Source organism: Nonomuraea sp. NPDC005730, from assembly GCF_040630865.1.
In the GTDB taxonomy this organism is placed as follows: Bacteria; Actinomycetota; Actinomycetes; order Streptosporangiales; family Streptosporangiaceae; genus Nonomuraea.
The window spans coordinates 106,179-133,015 of the sequence record NZ_JBEXYK010000007.1 but is presented as its reverse complement, the minus strand read 5'-3'; the positions used below and the strand labels follow the sequence as shown (position 1 = coordinate 133,015).

The following is a 26,837-nucleotide window of genomic DNA, read 5'->3' as shown; positions in this document are numbered from 1 at the left end:
CATGAGCCTTGCGCTTTACCGCAAGTACCGACCCGGGACCTTCGCCGAGGTCAAGGGTCAGGAACACGTCACAGATCCGCTGCGACAGGCGTTGCGTACGGGCCGCATCAACCACGCGTACCTGTTCAGCGGCCCCCGCGGATGTGGCAAGACCTCCAGCGCGCGCATTCTCGCCCGCTCTCTCAACTGCGAGCAGGGCCCGACGCCCGAACCCTGCGGCACCTGCGAGTCGTGTGTGGCGCTCGCCCCGACCGGCCCCGGCCACCTCGACGTCATCGAGATCGACGCGGCCTCCCACGGTGGCGTCGACGACGCGCGTGACCTGCGCGAACGTGCCTTCTTCGCGCCCGTGTCGGCGCGCTACAAGATCTACATCATCGACGAGGCGCACATGGTGACCCGCGAGGGTTTCAACGCGCTGCTCAAGCTCGTCGAGGAGCCTCCGCCGCACCTGAAGTTCATCTTCGCGACGACCGAGCCGGAAAAGGTCATCGGCACCATCAAGTCGCGTACGCACCACTATCCGTTCAGGCTGATGCCGCCGGCGACGCTCAAGGCGCTGCTGGAGGAGATCCTCACCTCCGAGAGCGTGCCCTTCGAGCCGCCCGCCCTGCCGCTGGTCGTCCGCGCGGGCGCCGGTTCGGCCCGTGACTCGCTCTCCATCCTCGACCAGCTACTCGCCGGGGCCGAGGAGGACGGCATCACCTACGCCAAGGCCGTCTCCCTGCTCGGCTACACCGACGGCGACCTGCTCGACGAGGTCGTCAACGCGTTCGCCGCGCGAGAGGGCGGCCAGGTGTTCCAGGCGGTCAACCGGGTGATCGAGGGCGGCCACGACCCGCGCCGTTTCGCCTCCGACCTGCTGGAGCGCTTCCGCGACCTGGTGATCCTGGCCAACGTGCCCGAGGCGGCGTCCAGCGGGCTGCTCGACCGTCCCGCCGACGAGCTGGAGCGGCTGGTGGGGCAGGCGTCCTCGATGGGGCCCGCCGAGCTCACCCGCGCGGCCGAGATCTTCAACGCGGGGCTCACCGAGATGCGCGGCGCCACCTCGCCGCGGCTGCTGCTCGAACTGATGTGCGCGCGCGTCCTGCTGCCGGGTGCCTCGCAGGGCGAGGCGTCCCTGCTCGCCCGGCTCGAACGTCTGGAGCGCGGCGGCACGGTCGCCCAGATGGCCTCCAGGGCGGGCGCGGTGACGATCCCGCGTCCGGCTGCCCCGGGCGGCGGCCACGACGTGCACGTCCCCGCCGCGCCCCCGGCTGTCTCCGTCGGTACGGCCGCGCCGGTCGGCGGTGACGTGGCGGTTCCGCAGCCTGCGACGCCTGGTGGGAGCAACGGTTCCGCCGGTGGTCAAGGGCCGGTGGGCGGCGGGGCCGACGACTGGCCCGAGCCCGTACGTCCCGGTTCGGCGGCGGCTCCGGTCTCCGACGCGCCCGCACCGGCGCCCGTCGCCCAGGCTTCCGCTGCTCAGGTTCCCGCGGCGGCAGGCCCGGTCGCGGGCGGGGCGGGCAGCATGCAGCAGCAGTGGCCCGCCGTGCTGGCCGCACTCAAGCAGCGCAGCATCGTGGTCTGGGCCAACGTCAGTACGAACGCCCAGGTCGTGGGCGTCGAAGGCAACCTGGTAACGCTCGGGTTCAGCCAGGTCGGCGCGATGAAGAACTTCACGGGCGGCGGCAAGGACGCCGTCGTGGCGACCGCGCTCGGCGACGTGCTCGGCGGCACCTGGCGGGTCGAGGCGGTGGTCGGCGGCTCTCCGGCGCCCCAGGCCACCCGCGGCCCCGCACGCCAGCAGCCGCCGTCGGGCGGCCCCGGCAACCCCGCCCCGCAGGCGGCCCCGGCCGCGACCCAGGCGACGACCAGCCCGCAGGGCGGGACGGGCGTCCAGGCGACTTCCCAGGGGCGGTCCGGCTCGCACGGCGGCTCCCAGGACGAGCAGGGCTCCCAGGACCCGGGCCAACCTCCGGCCGCCGCGTCAGCGCACCCGACCGCCGAGTCCGCGCGCCCGACCACCGACGAGTCGTGGCCCGACGCGCCCGACGACCTCAGCCCCGGTTCTCCGCCGAGCCCCGACCCCACCCAGACCGTGACCGCCCGGCAGCCCGCCGCCGCGCCGGTCGGAGCGGGGCTGGCCGCCGCGCGGTCGGCCGCCAAGGCGGCCGCTCAGGCGGGTCCGCGTACCCCGGCGTCGCGCGCGGGTGGCACGACGGCGTGGCCGAGCGCGATCCCGGGCCGTGACAAGGCCGCCGACGCCGACGACGTCGACCCGCTGAACGACGCCGACGCCGACGTCGACGCCGTCTCCGGCATGGCCCTGCTGCAACGCGAACTCGGCGCCCAGGTCATCGGCGAGATCGACCACACCTGACAGAAGGCTCACTCCGCCCGAGCGGGGGTCAGGGGAAGAGGCGGGCGCGGGCGGCTGCCGAGCGGGGATCCGTCGGCGGAAGGGCCGACAGACGTTCCAGGATCTGGTAGTCGTCGCGGCCGTTGGGGGTCTGGGCGTAGGTCCACAGGTCGTCGGGCGAGCCGTGGCGCAGGAGGCACGCGCGTACCTGGGCTTCGAGCTCCTCGCGTTCGCGCCGGATGTCCGGCGACTCCGAGCGCGGCAGGAGCGGCCCGGGGTAGGCGCGGGCCAGCGCGCCGGTGTCGCCCGAGGCGAGGAGCCGGCGGACGCCGAGGAAGTCCGCCTCGACCGGGCAGACCAGCCGGTACGGCTTCGCCGCCAGCACCTCCCCGAGCTGACCGCGCAGCCGATGGATCTCGGCCCGGATGGTCACCGGGTTGCCGTCGTCGCCGTACAGGTGGAACGAGAGCTGGTCGGCCGACAGGCCCTGGGGGTGCAGGGCGAGGAGGGCCAGGATCTCGGCGTGGCGCAGTGAGAGCGGACGCGGGCGGTCGCCCAGGTCGGCCGTCGGGGTGCCCTCGCCGAGGCAGGTCAGGCGCAGGGTGGGCGGCGTCGCGGACGGGGTGTCGCGCAGGAGGTAGCCGTCGCAGAAGGGTTCGAGGAAGGCGACGCTCCCGTCACGCAGGATCATGCGCTGGCCGGACAGGGGGAGTCGGGCGCCGAGCCGGCCCATGGGATCGCCCGAGATGACCCGGCCCGTGGGGGACAGCAGGATGCCGCCCCGGTTGCGCAGCGACTCGTAGCGGCGGCGCAGGCGTTCGTCGCGCTCGTGCATCCGTACGGCGAGCTGCGACTCGGCGAGCTTGGCCGTCGCGCTGACCAGGGCGACGGTCGCCGGATGCAGGGACCGCGCGATGCCGCTGACGTCGACGCAGCCGATGACGTTGCCCGACTCCGGATCGCTGATCGGCGCCGCGCTGCACGACCAGACGTGCAGCACCCGCATCAGGTGCTCCTCGGAGTAGACGTGGACCGGCCGGCCGGTGGCGAGCGCGGTGCCGATGCCGTTGGTGCCGGCCATGCACTCGCCCCAGTGATGGCCGTCGGCCAGGCCCACCTGGTCCGCATCGCGCAGGATGCCGCCTTTGCCCTCACGCCAGAGCACTTGTCCGTCACGGTCTGTGACGATCATGACGTGGTCGGCCTCGTCGGCCAGGCCGGAGAGCGTCTGGGCGAGCAGGGGCAGCAGCGGCCGCAGCGGATGAGCCTCGCGGATGTCGACGACGTCGGAGGACTCGCAGACCAAAGGGGCGCTCCGGCCATCCGGGTCGATCCCCGCCGCGAGCGATCGCCGCCACGAGGCGGTGATCAGGGTGCGGGGCGAGTCGGACGAGGTCTGCCCCGTAGCCGCCGCTTCGTGTGCTCCGCGTAGAAGGCGGGAGTACGCATCGAGATGGCCGTAACTCATCGGTCACTCCAAGTAGTCAACAACGAGCATCCGTCCTGGCGGCGATATGCGCAAGCTGTTCAGGGGGATTGCGTAGGGTGATTGAATGAACGCAACGTGTGTGCAACGTTGGTCGCACTACCGTTCCGAAACACGCGTCGGCGTGGTGCGGCCGCTCCGTCCGACGTGATGGCCGGGTCTCGGACACTGGAGGGGGGCCGAGATCCGGCCATGACAAAGGCCCGCGACGAATGCCTGGAGGGAAACATGGGGAGCCCTCCCAGTACATGACGCCGCCCAAACACCGTAGGCTCGTGGCAGTCAAGAACCGGAGCCACGAGGAGCGCACGACGGTGAACCCAGGGGATGTCAACCTGCAGCAGCTGCTGGAGCAGGCTCAGCTCATGCAGCAGCAGCTTGTGAGCGCCCAGCAGGAGCTCAACGACGCGCAGATCGAGGGCTCGTCGGGCGGCGGCATGGTCACGGCCGTCGTCAACGGCTCAGGTGAGCTGCTCGAACTCAAGATCGACCCGAGCGTGATCGACGCGGCCGACCCGCAGGACACCGCCGACACGATCGCCGACCTGGTGATCGCGGCCGTCCGCGACGCGGTGCGTGCCGCCGCCGACCTGCAGCAGGAGAAGCTCGGCCCGCTCGCCCAAGGTCTGGGCGGCGGCGGACTCGGACAGCTGCCAGGGTTCTAGGCATGTACGAAGGGGTCGTCCAGAACCTGATCGACGAACTCGGCATGCTGCCCGGCGTCGGTCCCAAGAGCGCGCAGCGCATCGCGTTCCACCTGCTGGCGGCCGATCCGGCCGACGTCAGGCGGCTGGCGCACGCGCTGCTCGAAGTCAAGGACAAGGTGCGCTTCTGCCGGGTGTGCGGCAACGTGGCCGCCGAGGAGGAGTGCCGCATCTGCCGTGACCCGCGGCGCGACACGCACGTCATCTGCGTGGTCGAGGAGTCGAAGGACGTCGTGGCGATCGAGAAGACGCGCGAGTACCGCGGTACGTACCACGTGCTCGGCGGCGCGATCAGCCCGATCGACGGCATCGGCCCCGACGACCTGCGCATCCGCGAGCTCATGACGCGCCTGGCCGACGGGCGCGTCACCGAGCTCATCCTCGCCACCGACCCCAACCTCGAAGGCGAGGCGACCGCTACCTACCTCGCCCGTCTGGTCAAGCCGATGGGCATCAAAGTGACACGACTCGCCAGCGGCCTGCCGGTGGGCGGTGACCTCGAGTACGCCGACGAGGTGACCCTGGGCCGTGCTTTCGAAGGACGGAGGCTCCTGGATGTCTGATATGTGGGATGTGCTCGCCGAAGAGATCGCCGCGCACGCGCAGAACTACGTCGACGGCCTGACCAGGGTCGCCGGCGGTGAGGGCGGCGACGCGATCTGGTCGCTGCTCCTGGTGGAGGTCGCGCAGGTGAGCCTGGCCGGCGCCAAGCTCGGCGCCAACCGCGACGTGATCCTGTCGGGCAACTACGAGCCGCCGATGAGCGAGGACCCCGACATCGACGGCGTGCGCACGGCGCTGGCCGAGCGACTGGAGGCGGTCGACGACTACGCCGAGGTGTTCGACCCGTACAAGGACACGTCGGTCACGCCGTACCGGCTGTCGGACGACCTGACCGCGGTGGCCGCCGACCTCATCCACGGGCTGCGTCACTTCCACGCGGGTCGTCCGCACGAGGCGTTGTGGTGGTGGCAGTACTCCTACTTCAACACCTGGGGCAACCACGCGGGCGCGGCGATGCGCGCGTTGCAGGCCCTCGCCGCGCACTCGCGGCTCGACGTGGCGGAGGAAGCCACCACCGTGTGATGATCATCCACATAGTGGTATGAACCATCAGGCCCATAAGAGGCCCCCAGTAGACTGGCACTTCACAGTCCAGACCGGGAGACTCTCGTGGCGCTCGTTGTGCAAAAGTACGGTGGTTCGTCCGTCGCCGACGCGTCCTGCATCAAGCGGGTCGCGCAGCGGATCGTCGCGACGAAAAAAACCGGCAACGACGTGGTCGTGATCGTCTCCGCGATGGGTGACACGACGGATGAGCTGCTCGACCTGGCCGAGCAGGTGTCGCCGCTGCCTCCGGGCCGCGAGCTCGACATGTTGCTGACCTCCGGAGAGCGCATCTCGATGGCTCTGCTGGCCATGGCGATCGCCAACCTCGGCCACGAGGCGCGCTCGTTCACCGGCTCGCAGGCCGGCGTGATCACCGACTCCACCCACGGCAAGGCGCGCATCATCGACGTGACGCCGGGCCGCATCCGTGAGGCGCTCGACCAGGGTCACATCGCGATCGTGGCCGGGTTCCAGGGCGTCTCGCAGGACACCAAGGACATCACCACGCTGGGCCGCGGCGGCTCCGACACCACCGCGGTCGCGCTCGCGGCGGCCCTGGAGGCCGACGTCTGCGAGATCTACACCGACGTCGACGGCATCTTCACGGCCGACCCCCGCATCGTGCCCGTCGCCCGCAAGATCCCCAAGATCTCGTACGACGAGATGATGGAGATGGCGGCCTGCGGCGCGAAGATCCTGCATCTGCGCTGCGTCGAGTACGCTCGGCGGTTCGACCTGCCGATCCACGTACGCAGCTCGTTCAGCACCACGGAAGGCACGTGGGTCGTCTCCGACCCTTACACCGAAGGAACCGAGATGGAGCAGCCGATCATCTCCGGCGTCGCGCACGACCGGAGCGAGGCCAAGATCACTGTTGTCGGGGTCCCCGACAAGGTCGGCGAGGCTGCCTCGATCTTCAAAACGCTGGCCGACGCCGAGATCAACATCGACATGATCGTCCAGAACGTCTCGGCCGCGGCCACGGGCCGCACGGACATCTCCTTCACGCTGCCCACGGCCGACAGCCAGGTGGCGCTGACCGCGCTGAAGAAGATCCAGGGCCGCATCGGCTACGAGTCGCTGCTCTTCGACGACCAGATCGGGAAGGTGTCGCTGATCGGCGCGGGCATGCGCTCGCACCCCGGCGTCACGGCGACGTTCTTCGCGGCCCTCGCCGACGCGGGGGTCAACATCGAGATGATCTCCACCTCGGAGATCCGCATCTCGGTGATCGTCGAGCAGGACGGTGTCGACGCGGCCGTGGCGGCCGCCCACCGTGCCTTCGATCTCGACGCCGACCAGGTCGAAGCAGTGGTGTACGGAGGTAGCGGACGATGAGCAGGCCCAATCTCGCCCTGATCGGCGCCACCGGCGCCGTCGGCACCGTCATGCGGGACATCGTGTCCACCCGGGAGGACATCTGGGGCGAGATCCGTCTCGTCGCCTCCCCGCGCTCGGCGGGCAAGGTGCTGCGCGTGCGCGGCGAGGACGTCGTGGTCCAGGCGCTCGCGCCCGAGGTCTTCGACGGCATCGACATCGCCATCTTCGACGTGCCCGACGAGGTGTCGGCCGTGTGGGTGCCGATCGCGGCCGAGCGCGGCGCGATCGCGATCGACAAGTCCGGCACGTTCCGCATGGAGCCCGACGTTCCGCTGGTGGTGCCCGAGGTCAACCCGCTCGACGCGCGCGAGCGGCCCAGGAACATCATCTCGACCCCCAACTGCACCACGCTGTCGATGATGGCGGCCATGGGCGCGCTGCACGCCGAGTACGTGCTCAAGGAGCTCGTCGTCGCCTCCTACCAGGCGGTGTCGGGCGCGGGCGTGGCGGGCTCGGCCCGGCTCTACGACGAGGTCGAGGCCCTGGCCGGCGACCGTTCGCTCGGCCAGACGGCCGGCGACGTGCGCAAGGCGCTGGCCGGCAAGCTGCCCGACGAGTCGCCGTTCCCGGCGCCGATCGCGTTCAACGTGGTGCCGTGGGCGGGCTCGTACAAGGACGGCGGCTGGGCGTCCGAGGAGCTCAAGCTGCGCAACGAGTCGCGCAAGATCCTCGGCATCCCCGACCTGAAGGTCTCGGCGACCTGCGTCCGCGTGCCGGTGATCACCACCCACTCGCTGGCCGTGCACGCCCGTTTCGAGCGTGAGATCACGGTCGAGGACGCGCACCGCGTGCTCTCGGCGGCGCCGACGGTGGTGCTGATGGACGACCCGGCCAACGGCGTCTACCCGACGCCGCTCGACGTGGTCGGCAACGACCCGACCTACGTGGGCCGCGTCCGCCAGGCGATCGACTTCCCGAACACGCTCGACCTGTTCGTCTGCGGCGACAACCTGCGCAAGGGTGCCGCGCTCAACGCGGCTGAGATCGCCGAGCTGGTGGCCTCCGAGCTGTAGCCCGGCCGACTCCGTGGGGACGCCGTGCCGTGGTGCGGCGTCCTTCGCGTTTTCCGGAAGAGTTCTGTCGTCCCGGAAGAGTCGCGTTTCCCGGCGATTCGCGCTTCCCGGGGAGTCGTGTTCTCCCGCGGGCGGGCCTGTCACCGGAAGAGGATGTCCCAGTGGCTGCTCTCGTTGGCGAAGACGGTTCCGGTGGCGGAGCGGTAGAGCGCGGCGCCGTCGCCGCGGACGCCCGTCTTGCGGTGGTGCCTGGTGATGTAGCGGTCGATGCACGCGTTGTGCGTGATGTCGAGCTTGTAGCCGTTTCCGTGGCTGTACTGGCCGGGCGCGTGACCCGCCTCGGTGCCGCCGGTCACCATGACCGGGCAGCCGCTGTCATGCTTGAGGTCGATGATCCGGGCGATCGTGCCGGCCCTTACGGAGTCGAGCGAGGTGCAGTGGTGCATGTGGCGGCTCGTACAGTGGCCCGACGACTTCGTGCGCAGGCCCGAGCTCTTGAGCCAGCGGGCGGCCAGGGCGTGGGTCATGTGCATGGCGGCCTGCCTGGGCAGCACACGGGCCAGATCAAGCTGAGATCGCCTCTGCGACCTCTGCGGCCGGTTCTGGGGCGTCATCGCCTCCTCGACGCTCGCGGGCCTCGTGACGGCTTCTGAGCGCTCGGCGCGGTCCTGCATGTCCGACTGCTCGGCGAACGCCTCCTCGGCCTCGGCCCAGGCGTCCTCCGTCTCCTCGGAGTCCTCCTTCGACAGCTGTGACTTGGCGGCCGCGGGGTCCGCCTGGTGGTGCTCGACCTGGTATGTCTCCGCCAGGGCCGCCTCGACGGCGGCCTGCCGGATGTTCGTCCACGGTCCGTCGATCCCCTCCGGGAACCACAGGGACAGGTCGAGCATCCCCCCGGTCTCGTCAGGACGGTTGAACGGTGTTGGCGCCTGAACCCGCTCTCCACCTGATGGGTGGGAGGCGGCGGAAGCGGCCGACGCCAGCGCGATTATGGTGATCTGAATGCCGAGGAGCGCCACCACGAAGGTGCGCGCTGTTCCACGTATCCACATGTCGATGCCTTTTCGCGGAAAAGAGCCCTTCCGCCTGAAACGACAATCCCACCATTCCCAGGAGATAACTCATGTCTCATAGTCATCTTTGCCCTGTGGCGGCGATCACCGTGCCACTCCATGACCCACCGCGCTTTCAAGACGTAAAGTGACGAACGTGTCCGAAGCCCGAAACAGAGGATCGGAGAGCACCCGAGAGGTCATCGTCGAGACGGCCTTGCGACTGTTCCGTGAGCGTGGCTTCGACGCGACGACCATGCGTGCCATCGCCGCCGAGGCAGGGGTGTCAGTGGGCAACGCCTACTACTACTTCGAGAGCAAGGAGGCGCTGATCCAGGCCTACTACGACCGTGCGCAGGCCGAGCACGAGCAGGCCTGCCGGGAGTTCCTGGCCACGGAGAGGTCGTTCGCCGCGCGGCTGAGCGGGGTGCTGCGGGAGTGGGTGCGCGTGTCGGAGCCGTACCACGAGTTCGCGGTGAAGTTCTTCAAGCACGCGGCCGAGCCGACGAACCCGCTGAGCCCGTTCAGCGCGCAGTCGTCGCCGGCGCGGGAGGCGTCCATCGGGATCTACCGCGAGGTGGTCGAGGGGTCGAAGGACCGGATGAACGCGGAGTTGCGGGCGGAGCTGCCCGAGCTGCTGTGGTTGTTGTCGATGGGCATGGTGCTGTTCTGGGTGCACGACACCTCGCCGGGGTGCGCGCGGACGTACCGGCTGATCGAGGTCACGGTGCCGCTGGTGGACCGGCTGGTGGGGCTGTCGCATCTGCCCGGGTTGCAGGGGATAACGAAGGATTTCATCGCCGCGGTGCACGAATTGCGGGCCTAGGGGGCTCCTTGCGGTGACATACCGCTTGGTATGGTCGGCTCACCGTCGCCGAACCGGAGGCCCTGAATGACGCCGAACTGGGGCATGACCATCCCCTTCTACGACCGTTCCCTGGCCAGGTCGCAGGAGCTGATCGCGGAGCTGCCGGGCCTCGGCTACACCGACGCCTGGTCGGCCGAGGTCAACGGGAACGACGGGTTCGTCCCGCTGGCGATGGCCTCGCAGTGGGCTCCGGGGATGAGGCTCGGGAGCGCGATCGTCCCGGTCTCCACGCGGGGGCCGGGGCTGCTGGCCATGTCCGCGGCCACCCTGGCCGACCTGGCCCCCGGCCGGTTCGTGCTCGGCATCGGCTCCTCCTCGCCGGCGATCGTCGAGCGGTGGAACGCCGTGCAGTTCGCCAAGCCGTACGCCCGCACCCGCGACACGCTGCGCTTCCTGAGGAGGGCGCTGGCCGGGGAGAAGGTCTCCGAGCGGTACGAGACCTTCGAGATCAAGGGCTTCAAGCTGGAACGGGCGCCGAAGACCGCCCCCAAGATCGTGCTGGCCGCCCTCCGGCCCCGGATGTTGCGCCTGGCCGCCGAGGAGGCCGACGGCGCGATCACCAACTGGCTCGCCCCCGAGGACGTGCCCAAGGTGCGCGCCGAGATCGGCCCGGACACCGAGCTGATCGCCCGCCTGTTCGTCTGTGTGAGCGAGGACGCCGACAAGGTGCGCGAGATGGCCAGGTGGATGCTGGCGAGCTACCTGACCGTGCCCGCCTACGCCGCCTTCCACGACTGGCTGGGCCGGGGCGAGGTGCTGCGTCCCATGCACGAGGCGTGGGCGGCGGGCGACCGTCAGGCCGCGCTCAAGGCCATCCCCGACGAGGTGGTCGACGCCCTCGTCGTGCACGGCGACGCCGCCACCTGCCGGGCCAGGATCCGCCGGTACGTGGACAACGGGCTCGACACGCCGGTGCTCGCGCCCATCCCCGGCGGCGAGGTGCCGATCGAGCAGGCCGTGCGCGACCTGGCCCCGGTCCGGGAGGGCTGATGGACGACGTGCTGCGGCTCGACGCCGTCGGCCAGGCCCAGGCGGTCAGGGACGGGCAGGTGTCGGCCCGCGAGCTGGCCGAGGCCGCCATCGCCGCCGTCGAGGCCCACGACGGCGAGCTCAACGCCGTCGTCCACCGGCGGTTCGAGCGGGCGCTGGCCGAGATCGACGACCTCCCGGCGGACGCGCCCTTCCGCGGCGTGCCGATCCTGCTGAAGGACCTGGGCTGGCGGCAGGCCGGCGAGCCGTACGCCGCGGGCTCGCGGGTCCGCGACGACCTCGACGGCGCCGGCGCCCGGGACGGCCACGGCGTGGTGCGCCTGCGCCGGGCCGGTTTCGTGCTGCTGGGCCGGACGAACACCCCCGAGTTCGGCAGCACGATCACGACCGAGCCGGTGGCGTACGGCCCCACCCGCAACCCCTACGACCCGGCGTACTCGGCGGGCGGGTCGAGCGGCGGGTCGGCGGCGGCGGTGGCCGCGGGCATGGTCGCGCTGGCCACGGCGAGCGACGGCGGCGGCTCGATCCGCGTCCCTGCCTCGCTGTGCGGCCTGGTGGGGCTCAAGCCGACGCGCGGCCGGCTGAGCCTCGGCCCGTCCATGGGCGAGGGCTGGAGCGGCTTCTCCTGCCCCGGCTTCGTGAGCAGGACCGTGCGCGACACGGCGGCCGCGCTCGACGCGGTCTCCGGCTACGAGCCGGGCGACCCCTACGACGCCCCCGCGCTGCCCGGCCCCCTGACCGCCGAACTGCACGCCGACCCAGGACGGCTGCGCATCGGCTTCCTGACCGCCCACCCGAGGCCGGACGTGCCCGCCGATCCCGGCGTGGCCGAGGCCGTCACCCGGGCGGCGGCGCTGCTGGAGAGCCTCGGTCACGACGTGACCCCGGGCGGTCCGCCGGCGCTCGCCGAGCCGGAGTTCGCCCGGCATTTCGGCGCCATCGTCGCCAACAACGTCGCCGCGCACGTCGTGAGCCTGGGCGCGGCCCGCGGCAGGCCGGTGGAGCTGCACGAGCTCGAACCGCGCAACGCGGCCATGGTCACCGCCGCCCGCGCCAACAGCGCGGCCGACCACATCCTGGCCACCCAGTGGGTGGACGGCTTCCGCCGCCGCATGGCCTCCTGGTGGGCCGAGGGCAACGACCTGCTGCTGATGCCGTCGTCGGGGGCGGCGCCGTTCCCGCTGGGCTGGATCCCGCCCACCGACCTGAGCACCGCCTTCGGCAGGACCGCGCAGGTGGTGGCCTACACCTCGCCGATCAACGCGACCGGCCAGCCCGCCGTCTCGCTGCCGCTGCACAGGAACGCGGCGGGCATGCCGGTCGGCGTGCAGCTCGTGGCGGCGGCCGGCCGGGAGGATCTGCTGATCCGGGTGGCCGCGCAGATCGAGCAGGTCAGGCCGTTCGAGCACGCCGCCATGCGCTGATCGTCAGGAACCCCTCACCCGGCTGACGCGTTATGTCGTGAGAAGCCGGGGGTAGGAGGATCCTCATGATGGCCAAGGCAGCACGGGCAGCGGCGGCGTGGCGGACGTACCGCGAGGTGACCAAGCCTGGCACGCCGGGGATGTTGACCAGGGTGCGGGCGATCCCGCGCATGATCGGCGCGGTCACCCGCGGCCGCTACGAAGGCATGGGCAAGGGCAAGCTCGCCCTGATGGCGCTCGGCGTGGTCTACATCCTGTCGCCGGTCGACGTCATCCCCGACTTCCTGGTGCTCATCGGGGTGGCCGACGACTTCGGCGTGTTCCTGTGGCTGATCGCCTCGCTGCTCGGCGAGAGCGGTCGCTACGTCGAGCACGAGCGCAGGATCATCCAGGGGCGGCTGGAGGGCTGAGCCGGGGCCCGGCCCCGGCTAGATCTCCTCCATCCGCAACCAGGCGCGCGAGGGCAGCGGGTGCCCGAACAGGCGGGCGGCGTTGCCGTAGGCGACCCTGGCGATGTCGGCGGGCGGCAGCGCGCCGAGGTTCGCGGCCACGGTCTTCTGGGTGTCGGGCCAGGTCGAGTCGGAGTGCGGGTAACCGCTCTCCTGCAGCACGTGGTCGAGGCCGACCGCCAGGCGCACGCCGGACAGCGCGTGGTCGTCGAGCGTGCCGAAGAAGAAGTTGCGGCGCAGCACCTCGCTGGGCTTGAGGCCGCCGTCCCAGGCGGCCTCGCCCGCGACCGGGTGGTCGAGCGCGTAGTCGGCGCGCTCGGCCAGCATCGGCAGCCAGCCGACCCCGCCCTCGACGATGAGGATGCGCAGCCCGGGGAAACGCAGCGGCAGGCCCGACCAGAGCCAGTCGGCGCAGGCGAACATGGCGCTGGTGGGCATCAGCGTGGTGATCGCCTCGATGGGTGTGTCGGGCGAGGGCACGGGCGACCAGGAGGAGTCGCCGGTGTGCAGGGCCACGACCGTGCCGGTCTCCTCGCAGGCGGCGAAGAACGGGTCCCAGTGGCCGGTGTGGATCGACGGCAGCCTGAGCCTGGTCGGGAACTCGGGGAAGACCACGGCCTTGAAGCCGCGGGCGGCGTTGGCCCTGATCTCCTTCGCGGCGACGTCGGGATCGGGCAGCCAGGGCAGTTGCAGGCCGATGATCCGCTCGGGGTAGGTGCCGGCCCAGACGTCGATGTGCCAGTCGTTCCACGCCTTGACCAGGGCGAGGCCGAGCTCCTGGTCGCGGGTCCTGGCGAACGGCATGCCCGCCTGGCCGGCCAGCATGCCGGGGAAGCACAACGCGGCCCAGACGCCGGCGACGTCCATGTCCTGGACGCGGGCCTCGATGTCGTGGCAGCCGGGACGCATCTGCTCGAACCTGACCGGATCCAGGGTCCACTGCTCGCGCGGCAGCCCGGCGCCCACGTCGATGCCCGCGCACGGGTACGTGGCCCCGCCGTAGCGCCAGACCTGGTGACCGGCGTCCGTCTCCACGACCTTGGGCGCGACGTCGGCGTATTTCTCCGGGAGCCTGTCCTCGAAGAGGTCAGGAGGCTCGATCAGGTGATCGTCGGCAGAGATGATCACATAGTCGCGCCGCCGGGGGTCAGGGTCGGGGAGCAGCGGCGTAGTCACGCAGGTAACCGTACGACGACGGCATAACGTCGAACAAGCTGCGACGTATCCGTTGGGTATCCATGCATTCGTACCCGGGACCGCCTGGAGGGGGATGGGGGCGATCCCGGGCTTGTGGGGTCCTTGAGGATGCTGCCCCTTGCGGACCCCGGCGCCTTCTACCCGCGGGAGATCGAATCAGTCAGGAGATTTTCGCGAAGTTCCGCGATGGTGGCCCGGTCGACCTGGAGCACGCCGGTGACGTAGCCCTCGACGGAGCCGTGCCGGTCGATCAGGTCGTCCAGGAACAGGCGCATGGCCTGGGCGGGGGCCCGGCCGAACCCCGGCCACAGCGGGGCGTCCGGATGCCTCGTGCGCTGGTCGGCGATGAAGCGCTCGGTCGCCAGGCCGGTCAGGGCGTAGTCGGCGACGATGTCGTCCTCGGCGACGCCGGCGAGCGAGAGGATCAGCGCGGTGAGCAGGCCGGTGCGGTCCTTGCCCACCGCGCAGTGGATGACGACCGGCGCGTTGTCCGCGACGGCGACCGTCTCCACGGCGGCGCGCAGGTTCTCCACGCCGTCCTCGGTCACCTCCAGGTACCGGTCGGCGAGGTAGCGCTCGACGCCGATCTCCTCGCTGAACTGGGCGATGTCCCAGGGGCGGCCCTCGATCGGCAGGTTCCGGTAGCGCAGCCCCTCGGTCTCCGGCACCCGGCCGGCCCGCTCGACCTCGGCGGGCTGCCGCAGGTCGATCACGGTGCGCACGCGCAGCGCGTGGAAGGCCCGCAGGTCGTCGCCGGCCAGCCAGCCAAGGGAGTCGGCCCGGTAGAGCCGCTGCCACCGGACGGTGCGCCCGTCCTCGGTGGCATATCCACCTACGTCACGAAAGTTGCGGAGATTGGTGAACTCAATGTGGCGGATCACCCTCCACACCTTAATTGGCGGCGGTTTCCGCCTCCTGGGTCGCCACGGACTCGCCGGCGGGTCTCCCGGACTTCCGCTCGGCCACCTCGCGCCGGATCAGCAGGATCCAGCCGCCGATCGCGATGCCGATGAACAGCCACCACTGAACGCCGTAGGCCAGGTTGAGGCCGCCGCCGGAGCCGACGTCGGGGGCGGGCACCAGAGCGGGCGCGGCGGCGGCCCGCGGCTGCTGCCCGGTGAGCTCGACATAGCCGCCCACCAGCCGGTACGGCATGCGCTGCCCGATCTTGGCCGCGTCGATCAGCAGCACCTGGCCGTCCGGCAGCCCGGACCGCTCGCGGATGCCGGTGGAGTCCTCGGTCTCGCTTTGACGTAGCCGCCCGGTGACAGTTACCTGTCCGGTGGGCGGGGCGGGGACCTGGGGAGCCGCGTCGGCGCTGGCGGCGGCCGGGATCCAGCCGCGGTTGACGATCACGGCGGTGCCGTCGCCGGTGACGAGCGGGGTCAGGACGTAGAAGCCGTTGCGGCCCTCCTGGGGGCGGCGGCGGACGAGCAGGCCGTGGGACGTGTCGTACGTGCCGGACGCGACGACCGTGCGGTAACGGTCGCCCTCGCCGACCTGCCGGCCGGGAGCCGCGAGCCGGTCGAGCGGGACGGCGGCGGCCTCGATGTTGGCGGTCACCCTGTCCTTGTTGTCGGACCGCTCCTCGAAACGCCCGAACTGCCACCTGCCCAGGAACACGAAGGCGGGGATGACCAGGAGCACCACGACGTGGAGCGCCAGCCACCGGGGCGTCAGCAGGAACCGGTACACGTCTTCAAGGTTAGGCACCGGGGCGGGTGCTCCCTCACGCGGCTCGCCCGCTAGACGTTGCGCAGCCCGGGGCCCGGGCCGGGCACCGGCGTGACCTCGCGTGGCCCGGCCACCTCGTGGCCATCGGCGCAGCGGAAGTGCAGCTCGATGGGGGCGCCGCAGTCGCGGTGGGTGAGCAGGACCGGCGGGCCCTCCTCGTCGGCCAGGTATTTGTCACCCCAGTGCATGAGCGCGACGAGCAGCGGATAGAGGTCGCGGCCCTTGTCGGTCAGCCGGTATTCGTCGCGCTGGCGCTGGCCGGGCTCGCGGTAGGGCTCCTTGCGCAGCAGGCCCTCGTCGACCAGCCGGGCCAGGCGCGCGCTGAGCACCTGGCGGGGGGCGCCGGTGACCGCCTGCATGTCGGCGAACCTGCGCACGCCGCTGAACGCCTCGCGCAGCACCAGGAAGGTCCACTTCTCCCCGACGATGTCCAGGGTGCGCTCGATCGAGCAGTTGTCCACCCGGAAGCCCAATCGGAACGGCACGTTCATCTCGGCATTATATCTGAGTTCAATTGACAGACTCAGCTCCGAGGAGCAGGCTGAGTCTATGCACGGAACCCAGATCCGCCCGGTCCGCCCGGACGACGAGGAACGGATCAGACGCTTCCTGACGGGGTTGTCGCTGCACACTCAGACGCTGCGGTTCTTCACCGGCCTGGCCGTCCCGGCCGCCCACCTCGTCCGCACCCTGCTGACCCTGGACGAACGCCGCGACGCGCTCGTCGTCACCGCCGGGGACGAGATCGTCGGGCACGCCATGAGCTACCGGGGCGGCTGCGCCGACGTCGAGGTGGCCGTCGTGGTGGCCGATCGCTGGCAGGGGAACGGGCTCGGCCCGCGACTCGTCGACACGTTGCTGCTCAGGGCCGCCGTGTGGGGGGCGCGTACGGTCGGGATGGACGTGCTGGGCGAGAACCGGCGGGTGCTCAGGCTCGTCCGCAGGCTGTGGCCGGACGCCCAGATGAAGGTCGCGTCCGGGACTGTCGAGGTGACCGCTATGATCGATCTGGCCGGAGTATTTGCGGAACAAGGTTCTGGTAGCACACCATTGACAGTGTGAAGAGTGTCAAGAACGGACGCGACGGCCGCACCCGCATCATCGAGGGCGCCCTCCGCCGCTTCAGCCAGGACGGGGTCTCGGCCACCACGCTGGCCAGTCTGCGCGAGGAGAGCGGTGTAAGCGTCGGCAGCTTCTACCACCACTTCGCCAGCAAAGAGCATGTCTACGGCGTCCTCTACGCCGAGATCCTCGACGCCTACCAGCAGGAGTTCCTCGCCGAGCTGGTCCAGCACGACGACGCCCGCGCCGGCATCGAGGCCGTGGTCGCCTTCCACATGCGCTGGGCCGGCGAGCACCCCGAGCGGGCCAGGATCCTGGTCAGCGAGCGCCCGCCGCGCAAGCACGAGCCGGGCGGCGCCGAGGTGGCCGAGGCCAGGCGCGCGTTCTTCCGCCAGGTCTCCGACTGGTGGAAGCCGCACATGAAGAACGGGCAGCTCCAGCCCGTCCACGCCACCATGTGCTACGTCCTGTGGCTCGGGCCGGCGCAGGAGATGTGCCGCCTGTGGTTCGCCGGGGCGCACACCCCGACGGAGGAAGAGATCAAGGGCCTGGGCGAGGCGGCCTGGCAGAGTCTCCGCCAGCGCGGGGAGCAATGATCTGAGTACCGTCTGTGGTGTTATTGTCCAAATGTGAGAAGACCTCGGGCTCTCGTGCTGCCCGACCTGCCGCAGAGCGCGCTCGCCCGTCTGGGCGAGGTCGCCGACGTGGCCGAGGCTCCTCCCCGGCCGAGCGTCGGCTTCACCGACGAGCAGCTCGCCGACCTGGTCATCGAGACCGGCGCGAACGTGCTCATCACCGACGGCGACCAGGTTCGCACCTCGGTACTCGGACTCCACATCGACATCGTGGCCAGCCTGGGCGCCCCCACAGGGGTTGACCTGCGCCTGGCCGCCGAACGCGGGGTCACCGTCCTGCACGCCCCCGACCGCGACCCGGAGGCGGTGGCCGAGCTGACGCTCGCGCTGCTGTTCGCGGTCAGCAGGAACATCGTCACCGCCGACCGTGAGGTGCGCAGGGGCCGCGCCCACCGAGGCAGGGTGCCCCCCGCCCAGCGCCACCGCGGCAGACGGCTCACCGGGCGCACGTTCGGCATCGTCGGCCTCGGCCGGGTCGGCCGGGCCATGCGCTGGCGCTGCCAGGGGCTGGGCATGCGGGTGGTCACCTGCGACCCGTTCGTCCCCGAGGCCACGCACACCCTGCCCGCGCTGCTGGCGGAGGCCGACGTGGTGTCGCTGCACGTGCCGCTGACCCCGGACACGAGGGGCCTGTTCGGCTACAGCGAGTTCGGCGCGATGCGCCAGGGCGCCATCTACCTCAACACCTCGCGCGGCGCCCTGCACGACCTGACCGCCCTGGTGGACGCGCTGCGCCAGGGCCAGGTGGGCGGCGCAGGGCTCGACCACTTCGAGGGCGAATGGCTCGATCCGGCCCACCCGCTGACCAGGCTGCCGAACGTGGTGCTCACGCCCAGACTGGGCGAGGCCACCGGGGAGAGCCTGGAGGAGCTGGCGGAGGCGCTGGTGGAGGACATCGCGCGGTTGCTGCGGGGCGAGCCGCCCGCGTACGCGTACGCGCCGGTCAGGCCGGTTGCCGGATCCGCGTCCTGACCTGCCAGCGGGAGCGGTCGAGGGAGATGTCCAGCCGCAGGTCGCCGCGCTGCCTGCGCAGGCCGGGCACGCGCAGCCGGTCGTGCACGTCGAACCTGCCGCGCGAGGGGTAGCCGAACCCCAGCTCGCCGGGCAGCACCCGCAGGTCGTCGCGGTTGCCGCAGCGCGGGCAGGTCCACGAGACCAGGTCCAGGCCCCGGTTGTAGTCGGAGCAGGCGTTGAAGTACTCGTCGGGCCCGAATCGCGACTCGCAGGCCAAGCAGGGGATCAGCATGGGGGCGCGCTCCTCGGTACGGCGTCTTGCACCCCTAGAGATACCGCCACCCACTTGTCCATGGCTTGCAGAACGCTTGGGTGTGCAAGTAACAGTATGAGCACTGTCGGTGGCTGGTGAAAGGATGGTGCCCGTGGAACGACTGCGCCATCACCTCCTCGAAACCGGCTACACGATCGACGGCGTCCGCGACCGGCTCGGCGCCATGGCGGCCTCGGCCCTGGCGCGGGAGGAGCTCGTACCGGCCCTGCGGGCGACCGCCGACGGCGACCCGCTGGGCACCCTGATCAGGCTCTGGTGGCTCGGCGTGCCGGTGCCGGCCGGATCCGTGCCGGCCGCGGTCCTGGAGTCGGGGCTGGTGTCCGCCGACGGCGACCTGATCAGGGCGACCGTGCACCTCCAGCCGTGGGAGACCGGCGGCTACGTGGTCTCCGACCGCAAGGTCCGGCCCGGCGACCCGGCGCTGCGGGCCGACCACGTCGTGGGGGCCGGGGGCGCCTCGGCCAACCTGGCCCAGCTCGTCAGCCGCCGGCCCGTCCCGCGCGCGCTCGACCTCGGCACGGGCTGCGGCGTCCAGGTGCTCCACCTGGACGGGCGGGCCGAGCAGGTGGTGGCCACCGACCTCAATCCGCGTGCCGTCGAGCTGGCCCGGCTGAGCTGGGAGCTGTCCGGCGTGACCGGCGTCGACGCGCGGGTGGGGTCGATGTTCGAGCCGGTCGAGGGCGAGCTGTTCGACCTGGTCGTCAGCAACCCGCCGTTCGTCATCGCCCCCGGGGCCGAGCGCACGCTGACCTACCGCGAGTCCGGCGGCGACGCCGACGACTTCTGCCGCGACCTGGTCCGGCGCACCCCGCGCCACCTCGCGCCCGGCGGGCAGGCCCACTTCCTGGCCAACTGGCTCCACGTCGAGGGCGAAGACTGGCACGACCGGGTCGGCGGCTGGTTGCGCGAGACCGGCTGCGACGCCTGGGTCGTCCAGCGTGACGTGCAGGACCCGGCCGAATACGTCGAGCTGTGGCTCAAGGACGCGGCCGAGCAGGGCACCAAGGGCTACACCGACCACTACGACCGGTGGCTGGCCTGGTTCGACGAGCGCAAGGTCGAGGGCATCGGCTTCGGCTGGATCACCATGCGCAACTCGGGCACCCTCGACCCGGTCGTGCGCGTGGAGCACCTGCCCCACCAGGTGGCCCTCCCGGTCGGCGACTACGTCGACGACGTGCTCGACTCCATCGCCGCCGCCCACCGCGCCGCCGACCTCGACGCGGCGCTGCTGCGCACGGCCGAAGGGGTGCTGGACGAACGCGTCGGCCTGCCCGGCGCCGAGGACCCGATCCGCATCGTGCTGCGCCAGACGCAGGGGCTGCGGCGCAGCAGGGAGGTCGGCACCGTCGAGGCCGCCCTGGCCGGCGTGTGCGACGGCGAGCTGGCGCTCGGGCCGCTGCTCAACGTGATCGCCGAGCTGGTCGGCGACGGCGAGATCCCCAACGCCGACGCCGTCCGGCCGCTCATCGCCGAGGGGTATTTCCTGCTTTGATTCACCGTTGATCCGACGTTGACCACGCGGGTGGAGGCTTCTGACCGAGACGCGGGCCTGGGGGGTTCGAAGGTCCGCGTCGAGTCCGGCCGGTCGTCTGTGTGAGGCGGCTAGCCGTCACGCGAAGCATCCGGATGACCGGGCCCCCTGGCGACGCGTGGCGGTCAGGATGACCGGCCGGGCTGCCATCGGCATTGACTAAGGACAGCCTTGATCAACCATGTGTGGATGACACGTCTGGACGACGAGCTGTACTCAGGACTCGACGACGGACCGTTCGACGGCGAAGCCGTCCAGCAGCAGCTTCAGGTCACCGGCCTCGGGGGCGCCGAGCCTGGTGAAGACGTCGTAGGCCTGCCTGAGGCAGTCGAGGCTCCGCGCGACGCTGCCCAGTCCGCGTAGCGCCCGGCCGAGCACGGTGAGCGAGAGCGCCTCGCCGTAGGGGTGGCCGATCTCGCGCGAGACCATGAGTGCCTGCTCGGCGTGGCGGACGGCGTCGGGGTAGCGCCCGGCGGCGATGAACGTCTCGGCCAGCCGGGAGCACACGCGTTGCTCCCAGACCCGCTGCTTGCTGGAGCGGAAGAAGGCCAGGCACTCGGCGTGGTGGTGCACCGCCTCGGTGAGCCGGCCGACCCGGCTGAGCACGATGCCCAGGTGGTAGCGGGCGCGGGCGGTGCCGGCGCCGCTGCCGATCTCGGTGAAGATGGCCAGGCCCTTCTCCGCCGCGGCGATGGCGTCCTCGGCGTGGCCGAGGCCCAGGTGGTCGCGGGCCGAGTAGCTGAGCACCAGGGCCTCGCCGGCGGGGACGCCGTTCTCGCGGTAGTAGCGGGAGGCGGCGTCGAACAGGGTGAGGGCCTCGGTGTGGCGGCGCTGCCGGCCGACGACGACGGCCAGCGCGTTGAGCACCTCGCCGGTGACGATCTTCTCGTCGCGGGCGTCCGAGAGCTCGTAGACGCGGCGGAAGTGGGTCTCGGACTCCGAGAGCTGGTTGCCGGCGAACAGCACCCGGCCCAGCACGTACCGGGAGCGCAGCTCGCTCGCCTCGTCGCCGAGGCCCAGCGCGGCGGCGAGCACCGCGCGGGTGCCCTGGTCGAACTCGCGGGTGTGGGTACCGGCCTCCAGCAGCGGCTCCATGGCCACCAGCATGTCGGCGGCGGGCAGGAGCTGCTCGCCGGCGGTGGACGTGGTCGCGGCCTGGTTGATGGCCGCGAACAGCGAGTCGCCCTCGGAGATCAGCCAGGCCACGGCCTCGTCGACGGTGGTGAAGGTGAGCCCGCTGCCGACCACGGCCAGATTGTCGGGGATCATGCTGCCCTCGTAGGCCAGCCGGTGGGCGGACCGGGACGAGGCCAGGTAGAAGCCGAGCAGCCGGCGCAGCGCCAGCGTCTTGTCCTCGGGACGCTCGGTCTTGTCCAGGACGCGCCTGGCGAACAGCCTGAGCAGGTCGTGGAAGCGGTAGCGGCCGGGCGCGGTGGCCTCCAGGAGGCTCATGTCGACCAGCGACTCCAGCAGCTCCTCGGCCTCGTACATGTTCATCGCCAGGACGGCCGCGGCGGCCCCGATCGAGATGTCGGGGCCCTTCGGCAGGGACAGCAGGCGGAAGGCGCGGGCCTGGGCGGGTTCGAGCTGGCCGTAACCGAGCGCGAAGGTGGCCTCGACGGCCAGGTTGCCCACGCGCAACTCGTCGAGGCGGCGCTGCTCGTCGGCCAGCCTGGGCACCAGCGAGGCGACCGTCCAGGAGGGGCGGGAGGCCAGCCGCGCGGCCACGATCCGGACGGCCAGCGGCAGGAAACCGCAGGCGGCGACCACGTCCATGGCGGCGCCGTGCTCGGCGGCCACCCGCTCGGGCCCGGCCACGGAGGAGAACAGCGACAGCGCCTCGTCCGGCTCCATGACGTCGAGGTCGATCAGCCGGGCCGCGGGCAGGTCGGCCAGCTTGGCCCGGCTGGTGACGATCGTGGCGCAGCCCGGCGAGCCCGGCAGCAGCGGGCTGACCTGGTCGGCGTCGCGGGCGTTGTCCAGCAGCACGAGGATGCGCCGGTCGGACAGCAGCGAGCGGTAGAGCGCCGAACGTTCGGCCAGGCCGTCGGGGATGACGTCCGGCGGGATGCCGAGCGCGCGCAGGAAGCCGCCGAGCGCCGACTCGGGAGCGGTCACCTCGTCGCTGTGGCCGCGCAGGTCGGCGTAGAGCTGGCCGTCGGGGAACAGGTCGTCGGCCGCGTGCGCCACGTGGACGGCCAGCGTGGTCTTGCCGACGCCGCCGATGCCGCACAGCGCCACCACCGGCACGCCCTCGGCCGACGACTGCGAGGACAGCAGGGTGTGGACGCGGACGGCCACCTCCTTGCGGCCGGTGAAGTCGTTGACCGCGGCCGGGAGCTGCGCCGGACGGGGCAGTTCGAGCGCGGGCGGCTCCTCCTCGGCCTCGGGCTCGCCGGCGGCCTGCTCGGCCGGGGCGGCGGGCGGCGGCACGTGGGTGAGCGCCGGGTCGGCGGCCAGGATGCGGTGGTGGAGCGCGGTCAGCTCGCTGCCGGGCTCGATGCCCAGCTCGTCGATCAGCGCCTCGCGGGTCTCGGTGAACACGTTGAGGGCGTCGCCCTGCCGCCCGCACCGGTAGTAGGCCAGCATGAGCTGGGCGCGCAGCCGTTCGCGCAGGGGATGCTCGGCGGTGAGCGCGATCAGCTCGGACACGACCGCGGCGTGCTCGCCCAGCTCCAGGTCGAGGTCCATGAGCGTCTCGATGACGCTGACGCGGCGTTCGGCCAGGCGGTCGCGCTGGTGCTCGGCGTACGGGCCGACGGCTCCGGCCAGCGGCTCGCCCTCGAACAGGGTCAGCGCGGCCCGCATGCCCTCGGCGGCGGCGGAGAGCCGGCCGGACTTGCGGGCGGCCTCGGCCTCGGCGATGCCGCGTTCGAAGCGGGTCAGGTCGAGCGCGTCGTCGGGCAGGCGCAGCGCGTAGCCCCGGCCGATGGAGGTCAGCAGCTCGGGACGGGAGCGGGCGGGCCGGTCGGGTTCGAGCACCGTGCGCAGGCGGGAGACGTACGTGCGCAGCGCGCCCAGGGCGCGGGGCGGCGCCTCCTCGCCCCACACGGCGTCGATCATCTCGGCGGGGGTGACCGCGCGGCCCTCCCGCAGGAGCAGCATGCCGAGGATCGAGCGTTGCAGCGGGGTGCCCAGGTCGAGTTCCTGCCCCTCGCGCCACGCGCGGACGGGACCGAGCACGGCGAACCACAGCCCGCCCTCAACGCTCTGACCAGCCATGCCGTCTGTCTCCTGGGCAATGGAACGATTTGTGACCAAATGATAGATCCAGTACCGCTTACCACCTAGAACTGGGCTGATCGCCGGAACGAACCGTTGATCCGCCTTTGATCAGGTGTTGACCGTGCCTCCGCATGCTGATGGCAGGCCGTACATGGCGCACCGACACGGGGGCGTGTCATGTAGAGCCGATGGGGACGCGGAAAAATACAGGCCCCGCCCGGAAAAGTATGGGCGGGGCCGTTGCCGATGTTCCTACGCTGCCTCTACCAGTCCGAGCCGCATGGCCAGCCGTTCTCGGACGAGCGGCCATTCGGAGTTCAGGATCGAGTAGAAGGCCGTATCTCGGACCGTGTTGTCGGCGCCTCGGCTATCCGCTCGTCGCACCCCGTCGAAGTGTGCGCCGAGGGCCTCGATGGCGGCCCGGGATCGGACGTTCCTGACATCTGCCTTGAGTGTGATGCGGTGGACGTTCCAGGTCTCGAAGGCGAGTGAGAGCATGAGGAACTTGCTCTCCCGGTTGACGCCGGTGCCCTGGGCGCAGGCGCCCAGCCAGGTGTAACCGATGTCCGCCACGGACGGGATGTCGCCCACCGCACCGCGTGAACCCGGAGGCCAGGGCATGGGGCCCTGCCAGTACTCCAGGTGCATGAGACGGGTGGCACCGACCACGCGGTCGGTGTTCAGCCACCGGATGGCGAAGGGCAGCGTGCGGCCCTCCGCCTGCTCAGCCATGGCGGCCTCCACATAGGAGACCATCTCGTCCCGGCCGGCCGGGACGCGAGTGAAGGCGTAAGTGGAGCGGTCTTCACTCGCCGCGGCGACGAGATCGTCGATCACCGCGTGGCTGAGAGGTTCCAGGCGCACGGAGCGCCCGGACAAGGTGACAAGAGCGGGCATGAGCACATGATGAGGCTCGCGCGGCGCGCGCGTAACCAGGCTCTCAGAGCCATCTTTCCCGGGTTTCTGGATGTGCGGTGTTTCCGCAGGTCAGAGGGCTGATTTGGTGGGTGGTGAACCAGCTCTTGGGGAAAGATTCGCCTAACCGTGACATGGCGCCGGCACCAGCGCCGGGTGACGTTCACCCACGACGCCGTGACGGACCAGGGCGAGCTCCTTCAGACCCATGGACAGATGGTTCAGATTCGCTGCGATCCATGGCAGTTGAAGGGGATCGGTGCTGTTCAGGGCGGTCAGTCGCTCTTCGGGCGTGTCGCCGTAGAGCAGGCTCACCGCCACGCGTACCCGGGCGGCCGACGGGTCGTCGCCGAAGGCGTGTCCGGGAAGGACGCCGATGCCGTGCTCGTCCAGCAGGATCCGGGTGATCTCGGCGGAGCCGCCGAGCCTGAGGTGGCTCAGGTCGGGATAGAGGTAGAAGCCTCCCTGAGGTCGCGGCACCGAGGCGCCGATCTCCATGAAGCGCTCGTGGACGGCCCGCGCCACGATGCCGTGCAACCTCCGGCTGCCGGCGACCCGGTCGGTCAGCTCGCGCGGCTCGTCGAAGGCGTAGGACGCGGCCTCCTGGACGGGAGCGGCCGGCGCCGACCAGATCTCACTGGCCACCGCCAGCAGCCGGGTACGCAGCCCGTGCGCGCCCTCGGGCAGCCGGGCCACGCCGATCCGCCATCCGCCGAGCGCCAGGCTCTTGCTGAGCCCGGTGGTGATGATCGTGCGCTCGGGCGCGAGGTCGGCCGGCGAGGTGTAGCCGGCCGACTCGTCGTGGACCAGGTCGCGGTAGATCTCGTCGGAGATCACGATCAGGTCCAGCTCGCGCGCCACGGCCGCCAGGCGGGCGACCGTCTCCGGCGTGGCCAGCCGGCCGGTCGGGTTGTCGGGCAGCGTGACCAGCAGGGAGCTGACCGTCCTGCCCTCCGAACGGGCCCGGCGGACCGCCGCGACGACCAGGTCGGGGTCGGGCACCCCGCCCTCTCCTGGCGGTGCGGGCACCAGGATGGGGCGGGAGCCCACCAGATCGGCCTGCGCGGCATAGCTGACCCAGCTCGGCATGGGCAGGACGATGTCGCCGCCGATCGCCAGGAGCAGGCCGTACAGCAGCGACTTGCTGCCAGGTCCGCAGACGACCAGCTCGGGGTCGGTCAGGAGCCCCCGTCGTGCCCAGTAGCCCGCTGCCGCGGCCCGGAGCCCGGACGCGCCCGCGACCGGTCCGTAGCCGTTGCGCTCGGAAGCGGCGGCCAGCTTGTCGCGCAGCGCCGGGTGGACGGGCAGACCGGCCTCACCGAAGGCCAGGTGCAGCACGCGTTCCCCGGCGCGCCGTCTTCGTTCGATGTCTTCGTTCGCCGCCAAGGTGGCGGACAAGGTCACGGTCATGTTTGTCACGTTCCCAGGGTGGTTGTAAGAAGGCATCAGTACAAGCGAGGCTTTTTGTGGGTAGGCGTAAGGAAGTCTGATGCTCGAATTCCGGCGTTTGGCGCTGATCTGTGAGTTCGCTCGCCGGGGCAGCATCGCGGCCGCCGCCGAGTCACTGGGTTACAGCCCCTCGGCCGTCTCCCAGCAGCTCGCGGCGCTCGAACGGGAGACCGGCACCGCGCTGATCGACAGAACCGCGCGCAGCGCGGAGCTGACCGACGCCGGACGCCGGCTCGTCCAGCACGCCGAACGCATCCTGTCAATGGTCGAGGAGGCCGAGTCCGACCTCTCCGCCCATGCGGGCACCCCTTCGGGGCGCGTCGTCGTCACCGCCTTCCCCACAGCGGCCGTGGCATTCGCGCCGGCGCTCGCGCGTTCGCTGCGCCGCCACACCGAGCTGACGCTCCGCCTGGGCCAGAGCAGGTCGGGACGGGGCATGCGGGAGGTCCAGTCGGGCGAGGTGGACATCGCCCTCGTCGACGACTGGTACGGCTCGGTCCGCGAGAGCGAGAGCCTGCGGGTCTTCCCCCTGCTGCGCGACCCCATCGTGCTCGTCGTGCCGCGCAGGCACCGGCTGGCCGACCCCGGAGTGCCGCTCGACCTGCGCGAGCTGCGCGACGAGCCGTGGATGGCCACCCCCGACGGCGAGCCCTCACGCCTGGCCCTCGACCGGCTGTTTGTGGACGTCGGCGGCACCCGGCCGACGCCCTGGGAGTTCGAGGGGCTCGGGACGATCCTCTCCCTCGTCGCCAAGGGCATCGGCATCGCGGCGGTGCCCGCGCTGGCGCTGGCCGCCGGGGTGCGGGGGTTGTCGGTCAGGGAGTTCCCCGGCAACCCGGTCGGCCGTGACGTGCACGCGGTCGCCCGCAGGTCCAGCGTGCACCGGCCGTCGGTGTCGGTGACGTTGCGGGCGATCCACGTGGCCGCCCGGTACATCGCCGGCGATCTGGAGCCGGTGACCCCGGCCGAGCGGTAGCGTCT

Annotated in this window: 25 protein-coding genes; 15 read left to right on the top strand and 10 right to left on the bottom strand. The window is 71.3% G+C overall.

What is annotated here, in order from left to right; genetic code table 11:
- Window position 1: 1 nt before the first annotated feature.
- Window positions 2–2,362 carry a DNA polymerase III subunit gamma and tau gene (locus tag ABZ444_RS12610; protein ID WP_357995094.1) on the top strand — a complete coding sequence of 787 codons (2,361 nt, stop codon included), beginning with the start codon at window positions 2–4 and terminating at the stop codon, window positions 2,360–2,362.
- A 28-nt stretch (window positions 2,363–2,390) separates the two neighbouring features.
- Here ABZ444_RS12610 and ABZ444_RS12605 read toward each other — a convergent pair whose 3' ends face one another.
- A complete protein-coding gene (locus ABZ444_RS12605; protein WP_357995092.1) occupies window positions 2,391–3,647 on the bottom strand; it encodes a GAF domain-containing protein in 1,257 nt (418 codons plus the stop codon).
- A 494-nt stretch (window positions 3,648–4,141) separates the two neighbouring features.
- Between ABZ444_RS12605 and ABZ444_RS12600 the strand changes: the two genes are divergently transcribed.
- The 5 genes from ABZ444_RS12600 to ABZ444_RS12580 all read left to right on the top strand — a co-directional run bounded on the left by ABZ444_RS12600 (window position 4,142) and on the right by ABZ444_RS12580 (window position 8,034).
- A complete protein-coding gene (locus ABZ444_RS12600) occupies window positions 4,142–4,492 on the top strand; it encodes a YbaB/EbfC family nucleoid-associated protein (protein WP_125640519.1) in 351 nt (116 codons plus the stop codon).
- 2 nt (window positions 4,493–4,494) lie between these two features.
- Window positions 4,495–5,094 carry a recombination mediator RecR gene (gene recR, locus ABZ444_RS12595; protein ID WP_352362189.1) on the top strand — a complete coding sequence of 200 codons (600 nt, stop codon included), beginning with the start codon at window positions 4,495–4,497 and terminating at the stop codon, window positions 5,092–5,094.
- Window positions 5,087–5,617, top strand: a complete 531-nt coding sequence (locus tag ABZ444_RS12590) for a DUF5063 domain-containing protein (protein ID WP_352362187.1) — start codon at window positions 5,087–5,089, stop codon at window positions 5,615–5,617. The genes recR and ABZ444_RS12590 overlap by 8 nt, the downstream gene beginning before the upstream one ends.
- Before the next feature lie 87 nt (window positions 5,618–5,704).
- On the top strand, window positions 5,705–6,979 hold the full coding sequence (locus tag ABZ444_RS12585) for an aspartate kinase (RefSeq protein ID WP_352318411.1): 1,275 nt from the start codon (window positions 5,705–5,707) through the stop codon (window positions 6,977–6,979).
- Window positions 6,976–8,034 (top strand): aspartate-semialdehyde dehydrogenase, encoded by a 1,059-nt coding sequence (locus ABZ444_RS12580; protein WP_357995090.1) that lies wholly within the window; start codon window positions 6,976–6,978, stop codon window positions 8,032–8,034. Before ABZ444_RS12585 ends, ABZ444_RS12580 begins: the two co-directional genes overlap by 4 nt.
- A 140-nt stretch (window positions 8,035–8,174) precedes the next feature.
- Here ABZ444_RS12580 and ABZ444_RS12575 read toward each other — a convergent pair whose 3' ends face one another.
- On the bottom strand, window positions 8,175–8,924 hold the full coding sequence (locus ABZ444_RS12575) for a hypothetical protein (RefSeq protein WP_357995088.1): 750 nt from the start codon (window positions 8,922–8,924) through the stop codon (window positions 8,175–8,177).
- A 319-nt stretch (window positions 8,925–9,243) separates the two neighbouring features.
- On the opposite strand from ABZ444_RS12575, the gene ABZ444_RS12570 reads away from it, so the two are divergent.
- The 4 genes from ABZ444_RS12570 to ABZ444_RS12555 all read left to right on the top strand — a co-directional run bounded on the left by ABZ444_RS12570 (window position 9,244) and on the right by ABZ444_RS12555 (window position 12,778).
- Window positions 9,244–9,912, top strand: coding sequence for a TetR family transcriptional regulator (locus ABZ444_RS12570; protein ID WP_357973867.1), 669 nt, complete (start codon window positions 9,244–9,246; stop codon window positions 9,910–9,912).
- A gap of 66 nt (window positions 9,913–9,978) precedes the next feature.
- The gene (locus ABZ444_RS12565) at window positions 9,979–10,944 is read left to right on the top strand and encodes an LLM class F420-dependent oxidoreductase (RefSeq protein WP_357995086.1); all 966 of its coding nucleotides are present in this window, start codon (window positions 9,979–9,981) and stop codon (window positions 10,942–10,944) included.
- Window positions 10,944–12,368, top strand: coding sequence for an amidase (locus ABZ444_RS12560; protein ID WP_357995084.1), 1,425 nt, complete (start codon window positions 10,944–10,946; stop codon window positions 12,366–12,368). The genes ABZ444_RS12565 and ABZ444_RS12560 overlap by 1 nt, the downstream gene beginning before the upstream one ends.
- 65 nt (window positions 12,369–12,433) lie before the next feature.
- A complete protein-coding gene (locus ABZ444_RS12555) occupies window positions 12,434–12,778 on the top strand; it encodes a YkvA family protein (protein WP_357995082.1) in 345 nt (114 codons plus the stop codon).
- 18 nt (window positions 12,779–12,796) lie between these two features.
- Here ABZ444_RS12555 and ABZ444_RS12550 read toward each other — a convergent pair whose 3' ends face one another.
- The 4 genes from ABZ444_RS12550 to ABZ444_RS12535 all read right to left on the bottom strand — a co-directional run bounded on the left by ABZ444_RS12550 (window position 12,797) and on the right by ABZ444_RS12535 (window position 16,239).
- A complete protein-coding gene (locus ABZ444_RS12550) occupies window positions 12,797–13,993 on the bottom strand; it encodes an amidohydrolase family protein (RefSeq protein ID WP_357995080.1) in 1,197 nt (398 codons plus the stop codon).
- Between the two features lie 158 nt (window positions 13,994–14,151).
- On the bottom strand, window positions 14,152–14,895 hold the full coding sequence (locus ABZ444_RS12545) for a tyrosine-protein phosphatase (RefSeq protein WP_357995078.1): 744 nt from the start codon (window positions 14,893–14,895) through the stop codon (window positions 14,152–14,154).
- A gap of 10 nt (window positions 14,896–14,905) precedes the next feature.
- Window positions 14,906–15,727, bottom strand: a complete 822-nt coding sequence (locus tag ABZ444_RS12540) for an SURF1 family protein (RefSeq protein WP_357995076.1) — start codon at window positions 15,725–15,727, stop codon at window positions 14,906–14,908.
- 32 nt (window positions 15,728–15,759) lie between these two features.
- Entirely contained in the window at window positions 15,760–16,239 is a 480-nt protein-coding gene (locus ABZ444_RS12535) for a helix-turn-helix domain-containing protein (protein ID WP_357995074.1), read from the bottom strand.
- Between the two features lie 58 nt (window positions 16,240–16,297).
- Here ABZ444_RS12535 and ABZ444_RS12530 point away from each other — a divergent pair, with 58 nt between their 5' ends.
- The 3 genes from ABZ444_RS12530 to ABZ444_RS12520 are packed head-to-tail and all read left to right on the top strand — an operon-like array spanning window position 16,298 to window position 18,417.
- Window positions 16,298–16,810, top strand: coding sequence for a GNAT family N-acetyltransferase (locus ABZ444_RS12530; protein ID WP_357995072.1), 513 nt, complete (start codon window positions 16,298–16,300; stop codon window positions 16,808–16,810).
- The gene (locus ABZ444_RS12525) at window positions 16,807–17,406 is read left to right on the top strand and encodes a TetR/AcrR family transcriptional regulator (RefSeq protein ID WP_357973844.1); all 600 of its coding nucleotides are present in this window, start codon (window positions 16,807–16,809) and stop codon (window positions 17,404–17,406) included. Before ABZ444_RS12530 ends, ABZ444_RS12525 begins: the two co-directional genes overlap by 4 nt.
- 33 nt (window positions 17,407–17,439) lie before the next feature.
- On the top strand, window positions 17,440–18,417 hold the full coding sequence (locus tag ABZ444_RS12520) for an NAD(P)-dependent oxidoreductase (RefSeq protein ID WP_357995070.1): 978 nt from the start codon (window positions 17,440–17,442) through the stop codon (window positions 18,415–18,417).
- On the opposite strand, the gene ABZ444_RS12515 is transcribed toward ABZ444_RS12520, so the two are convergent.
- Window positions 18,389–18,691, bottom strand: coding sequence for a hypothetical protein (locus ABZ444_RS12515; RefSeq protein WP_352318383.1), 303 nt, complete (start codon window positions 18,689–18,691; stop codon window positions 18,389–18,391). The genes ABZ444_RS12520 and ABZ444_RS12515 overlap by 29 nt on opposite strands.
- A gap of 124 nt (window positions 18,692–18,815) precedes the next feature.
- On the opposite strand from ABZ444_RS12515, the gene ABZ444_RS12510 reads away from it, so the two are divergent.
- Window positions 18,816–20,228, top strand: coding sequence for a class I SAM-dependent methyltransferase (locus ABZ444_RS12510; RefSeq protein ID WP_357995068.1), 1,413 nt, complete (start codon window positions 18,816–18,818; stop codon window positions 20,226–20,228).
- A 255-nt stretch (window positions 20,229–20,483) separates the two neighbouring features.
- On the opposite strand, the gene ABZ444_RS12505 is transcribed toward ABZ444_RS12510, so the two are convergent.
- The 3 genes from ABZ444_RS12505 to ABZ444_RS12495 form a co-directional block, all read right to left on the bottom strand.
- Window positions 20,484–23,489, bottom strand: coding sequence for a BTAD domain-containing putative transcriptional regulator (locus tag ABZ444_RS12505; protein WP_357995066.1), 3,006 nt, complete (start codon window positions 23,487–23,489; stop codon window positions 20,484–20,486).
- Between the two features lie 255 nt (window positions 23,490–23,744).
- Window positions 23,745–24,389 (bottom strand): GNAT family protein, encoded by a 645-nt coding sequence (locus ABZ444_RS12500; protein WP_357995064.1) that lies wholly within the window; start codon window positions 24,387–24,389, stop codon window positions 23,745–23,747.
- 141 nt (window positions 24,390–24,530) lie between these two features.
- Complete coding sequence (locus ABZ444_RS12495; RefSeq protein WP_357995062.1) at window positions 24,531–25,817, bottom strand: pyridoxal phosphate-dependent aminotransferase; 1,287 nt, start codon at window positions 25,815–25,817, stop codon at window positions 24,531–24,533.
- Window positions 25,818–25,896: 79 nt separating this feature from the next.
- On the opposite strand from ABZ444_RS12495, the gene ABZ444_RS12490 reads away from it, so the two are divergent.
- Complete coding sequence (locus tag ABZ444_RS12490) at window positions 25,897–26,832, top strand: LysR family transcriptional regulator (protein WP_357995060.1); 936 nt, start codon at window positions 25,897–25,899, stop codon at window positions 26,830–26,832.
- Window positions 26,833–26,837 lie beyond the last annotated feature (5 nt).

Excerpts from the sequence above, each read along its gene's own strand:
- ABZ444_RS12610 (WP_357995094.1), top strand. The coding sequence starts at position 2 with ATGAGCCTTGCGCTTTACCGCAAGTACCGACCCGGGACCTTCGCCGAG.
- recR (WP_352362189.1), top strand. The coding sequence starts at position 4,495 with ATGTACGAAGGGGTCGTCCAGAACCTGATCGACGAACTCGGCATGCTG.
- ABZ444_RS12590 (WP_352362187.1), top strand. The coding sequence starts at position 5,087 with ATGTCTGATATGTGGGATGTGCTCGCCGAAGAGATCGCCGCGCACGCG.
- ABZ444_RS12580 (WP_357995090.1), top strand. The coding sequence starts at position 6,976 with ATGAGCAGGCCCAATCTCGCCCTGATCGGCGCCACCGGCGCCGTCGGC.
- ABZ444_RS12575 (WP_357995088.1), bottom strand. The coding sequence starts at position 8,924 with ATGCTCGACCTGTCCCTGTGGTTCCCGGAGGGGATCGACGGACCGTGG.
- ABZ444_RS12565 (WP_357995086.1), top strand. The coding sequence starts at position 9,979 with ATGACGCCGAACTGGGGCATGACCATCCCCTTCTACGACCGTTCCCTG.
- ABZ444_RS12560 (WP_357995084.1), top strand. The coding sequence starts at position 10,944 with ATGGACGACGTGCTGCGGCTCGACGCCGTCGGCCAGGCCCAGGCGGTC.
- ABZ444_RS12555 (WP_357995082.1), top strand. The coding sequence starts at position 12,434 with ATGATGGCCAAGGCAGCACGGGCAGCGGCGGCGTGGCGGACGTACCGC.
- ABZ444_RS12535 (WP_357995074.1), bottom strand. The coding sequence starts at position 16,239 with ATGAACGTGCCGTTCCGATTGGGCTTCCGGGTGGACAACTGCTCGATC.
- ABZ444_RS12530 (WP_357995072.1), top strand. The coding sequence starts at position 16,298 with ATGCACGGAACCCAGATCCGCCCGGTCCGCCCGGACGACGAGGAACGG.
- ABZ444_RS12515 (WP_352318383.1), bottom strand. The coding sequence starts at position 18,691 with ATGCTGATCCCCTGCTTGGCCTGCGAGTCGCGATTCGGGCCCGACGAG.
- ABZ444_RS12510 (WP_357995068.1), top strand. The coding sequence starts at position 18,816 with ATGGTGCCCGTGGAACGACTGCGCCATCACCTCCTCGAAACCGGCTAC.
- ABZ444_RS12505 (WP_357995066.1), bottom strand. The coding sequence starts at position 23,489 with ATGGCTGGTCAGAGCGTTGAGGGCGGGCTGTGGTTCGCCGTGCTCGGT.
- ABZ444_RS12500 (WP_357995064.1), bottom strand. The coding sequence starts at position 24,389 with ATGCCCGCTCTTGTCACCTTGTCCGGGCGCTCCGTGCGCCTGGAACCT.
- ABZ444_RS12495 (WP_357995062.1), bottom strand. The coding sequence starts at position 25,817 with ATGACCGTGACCTTGTCCGCCACCTTGGCGGCGAACGAAGACATCGAA.
- ABZ444_RS12490 (WP_357995060.1), top strand. The coding sequence starts at position 25,897 with ATGCTCGAATTCCGGCGTTTGGCGCTGATCTGTGAGTTCGCTCGCCGG.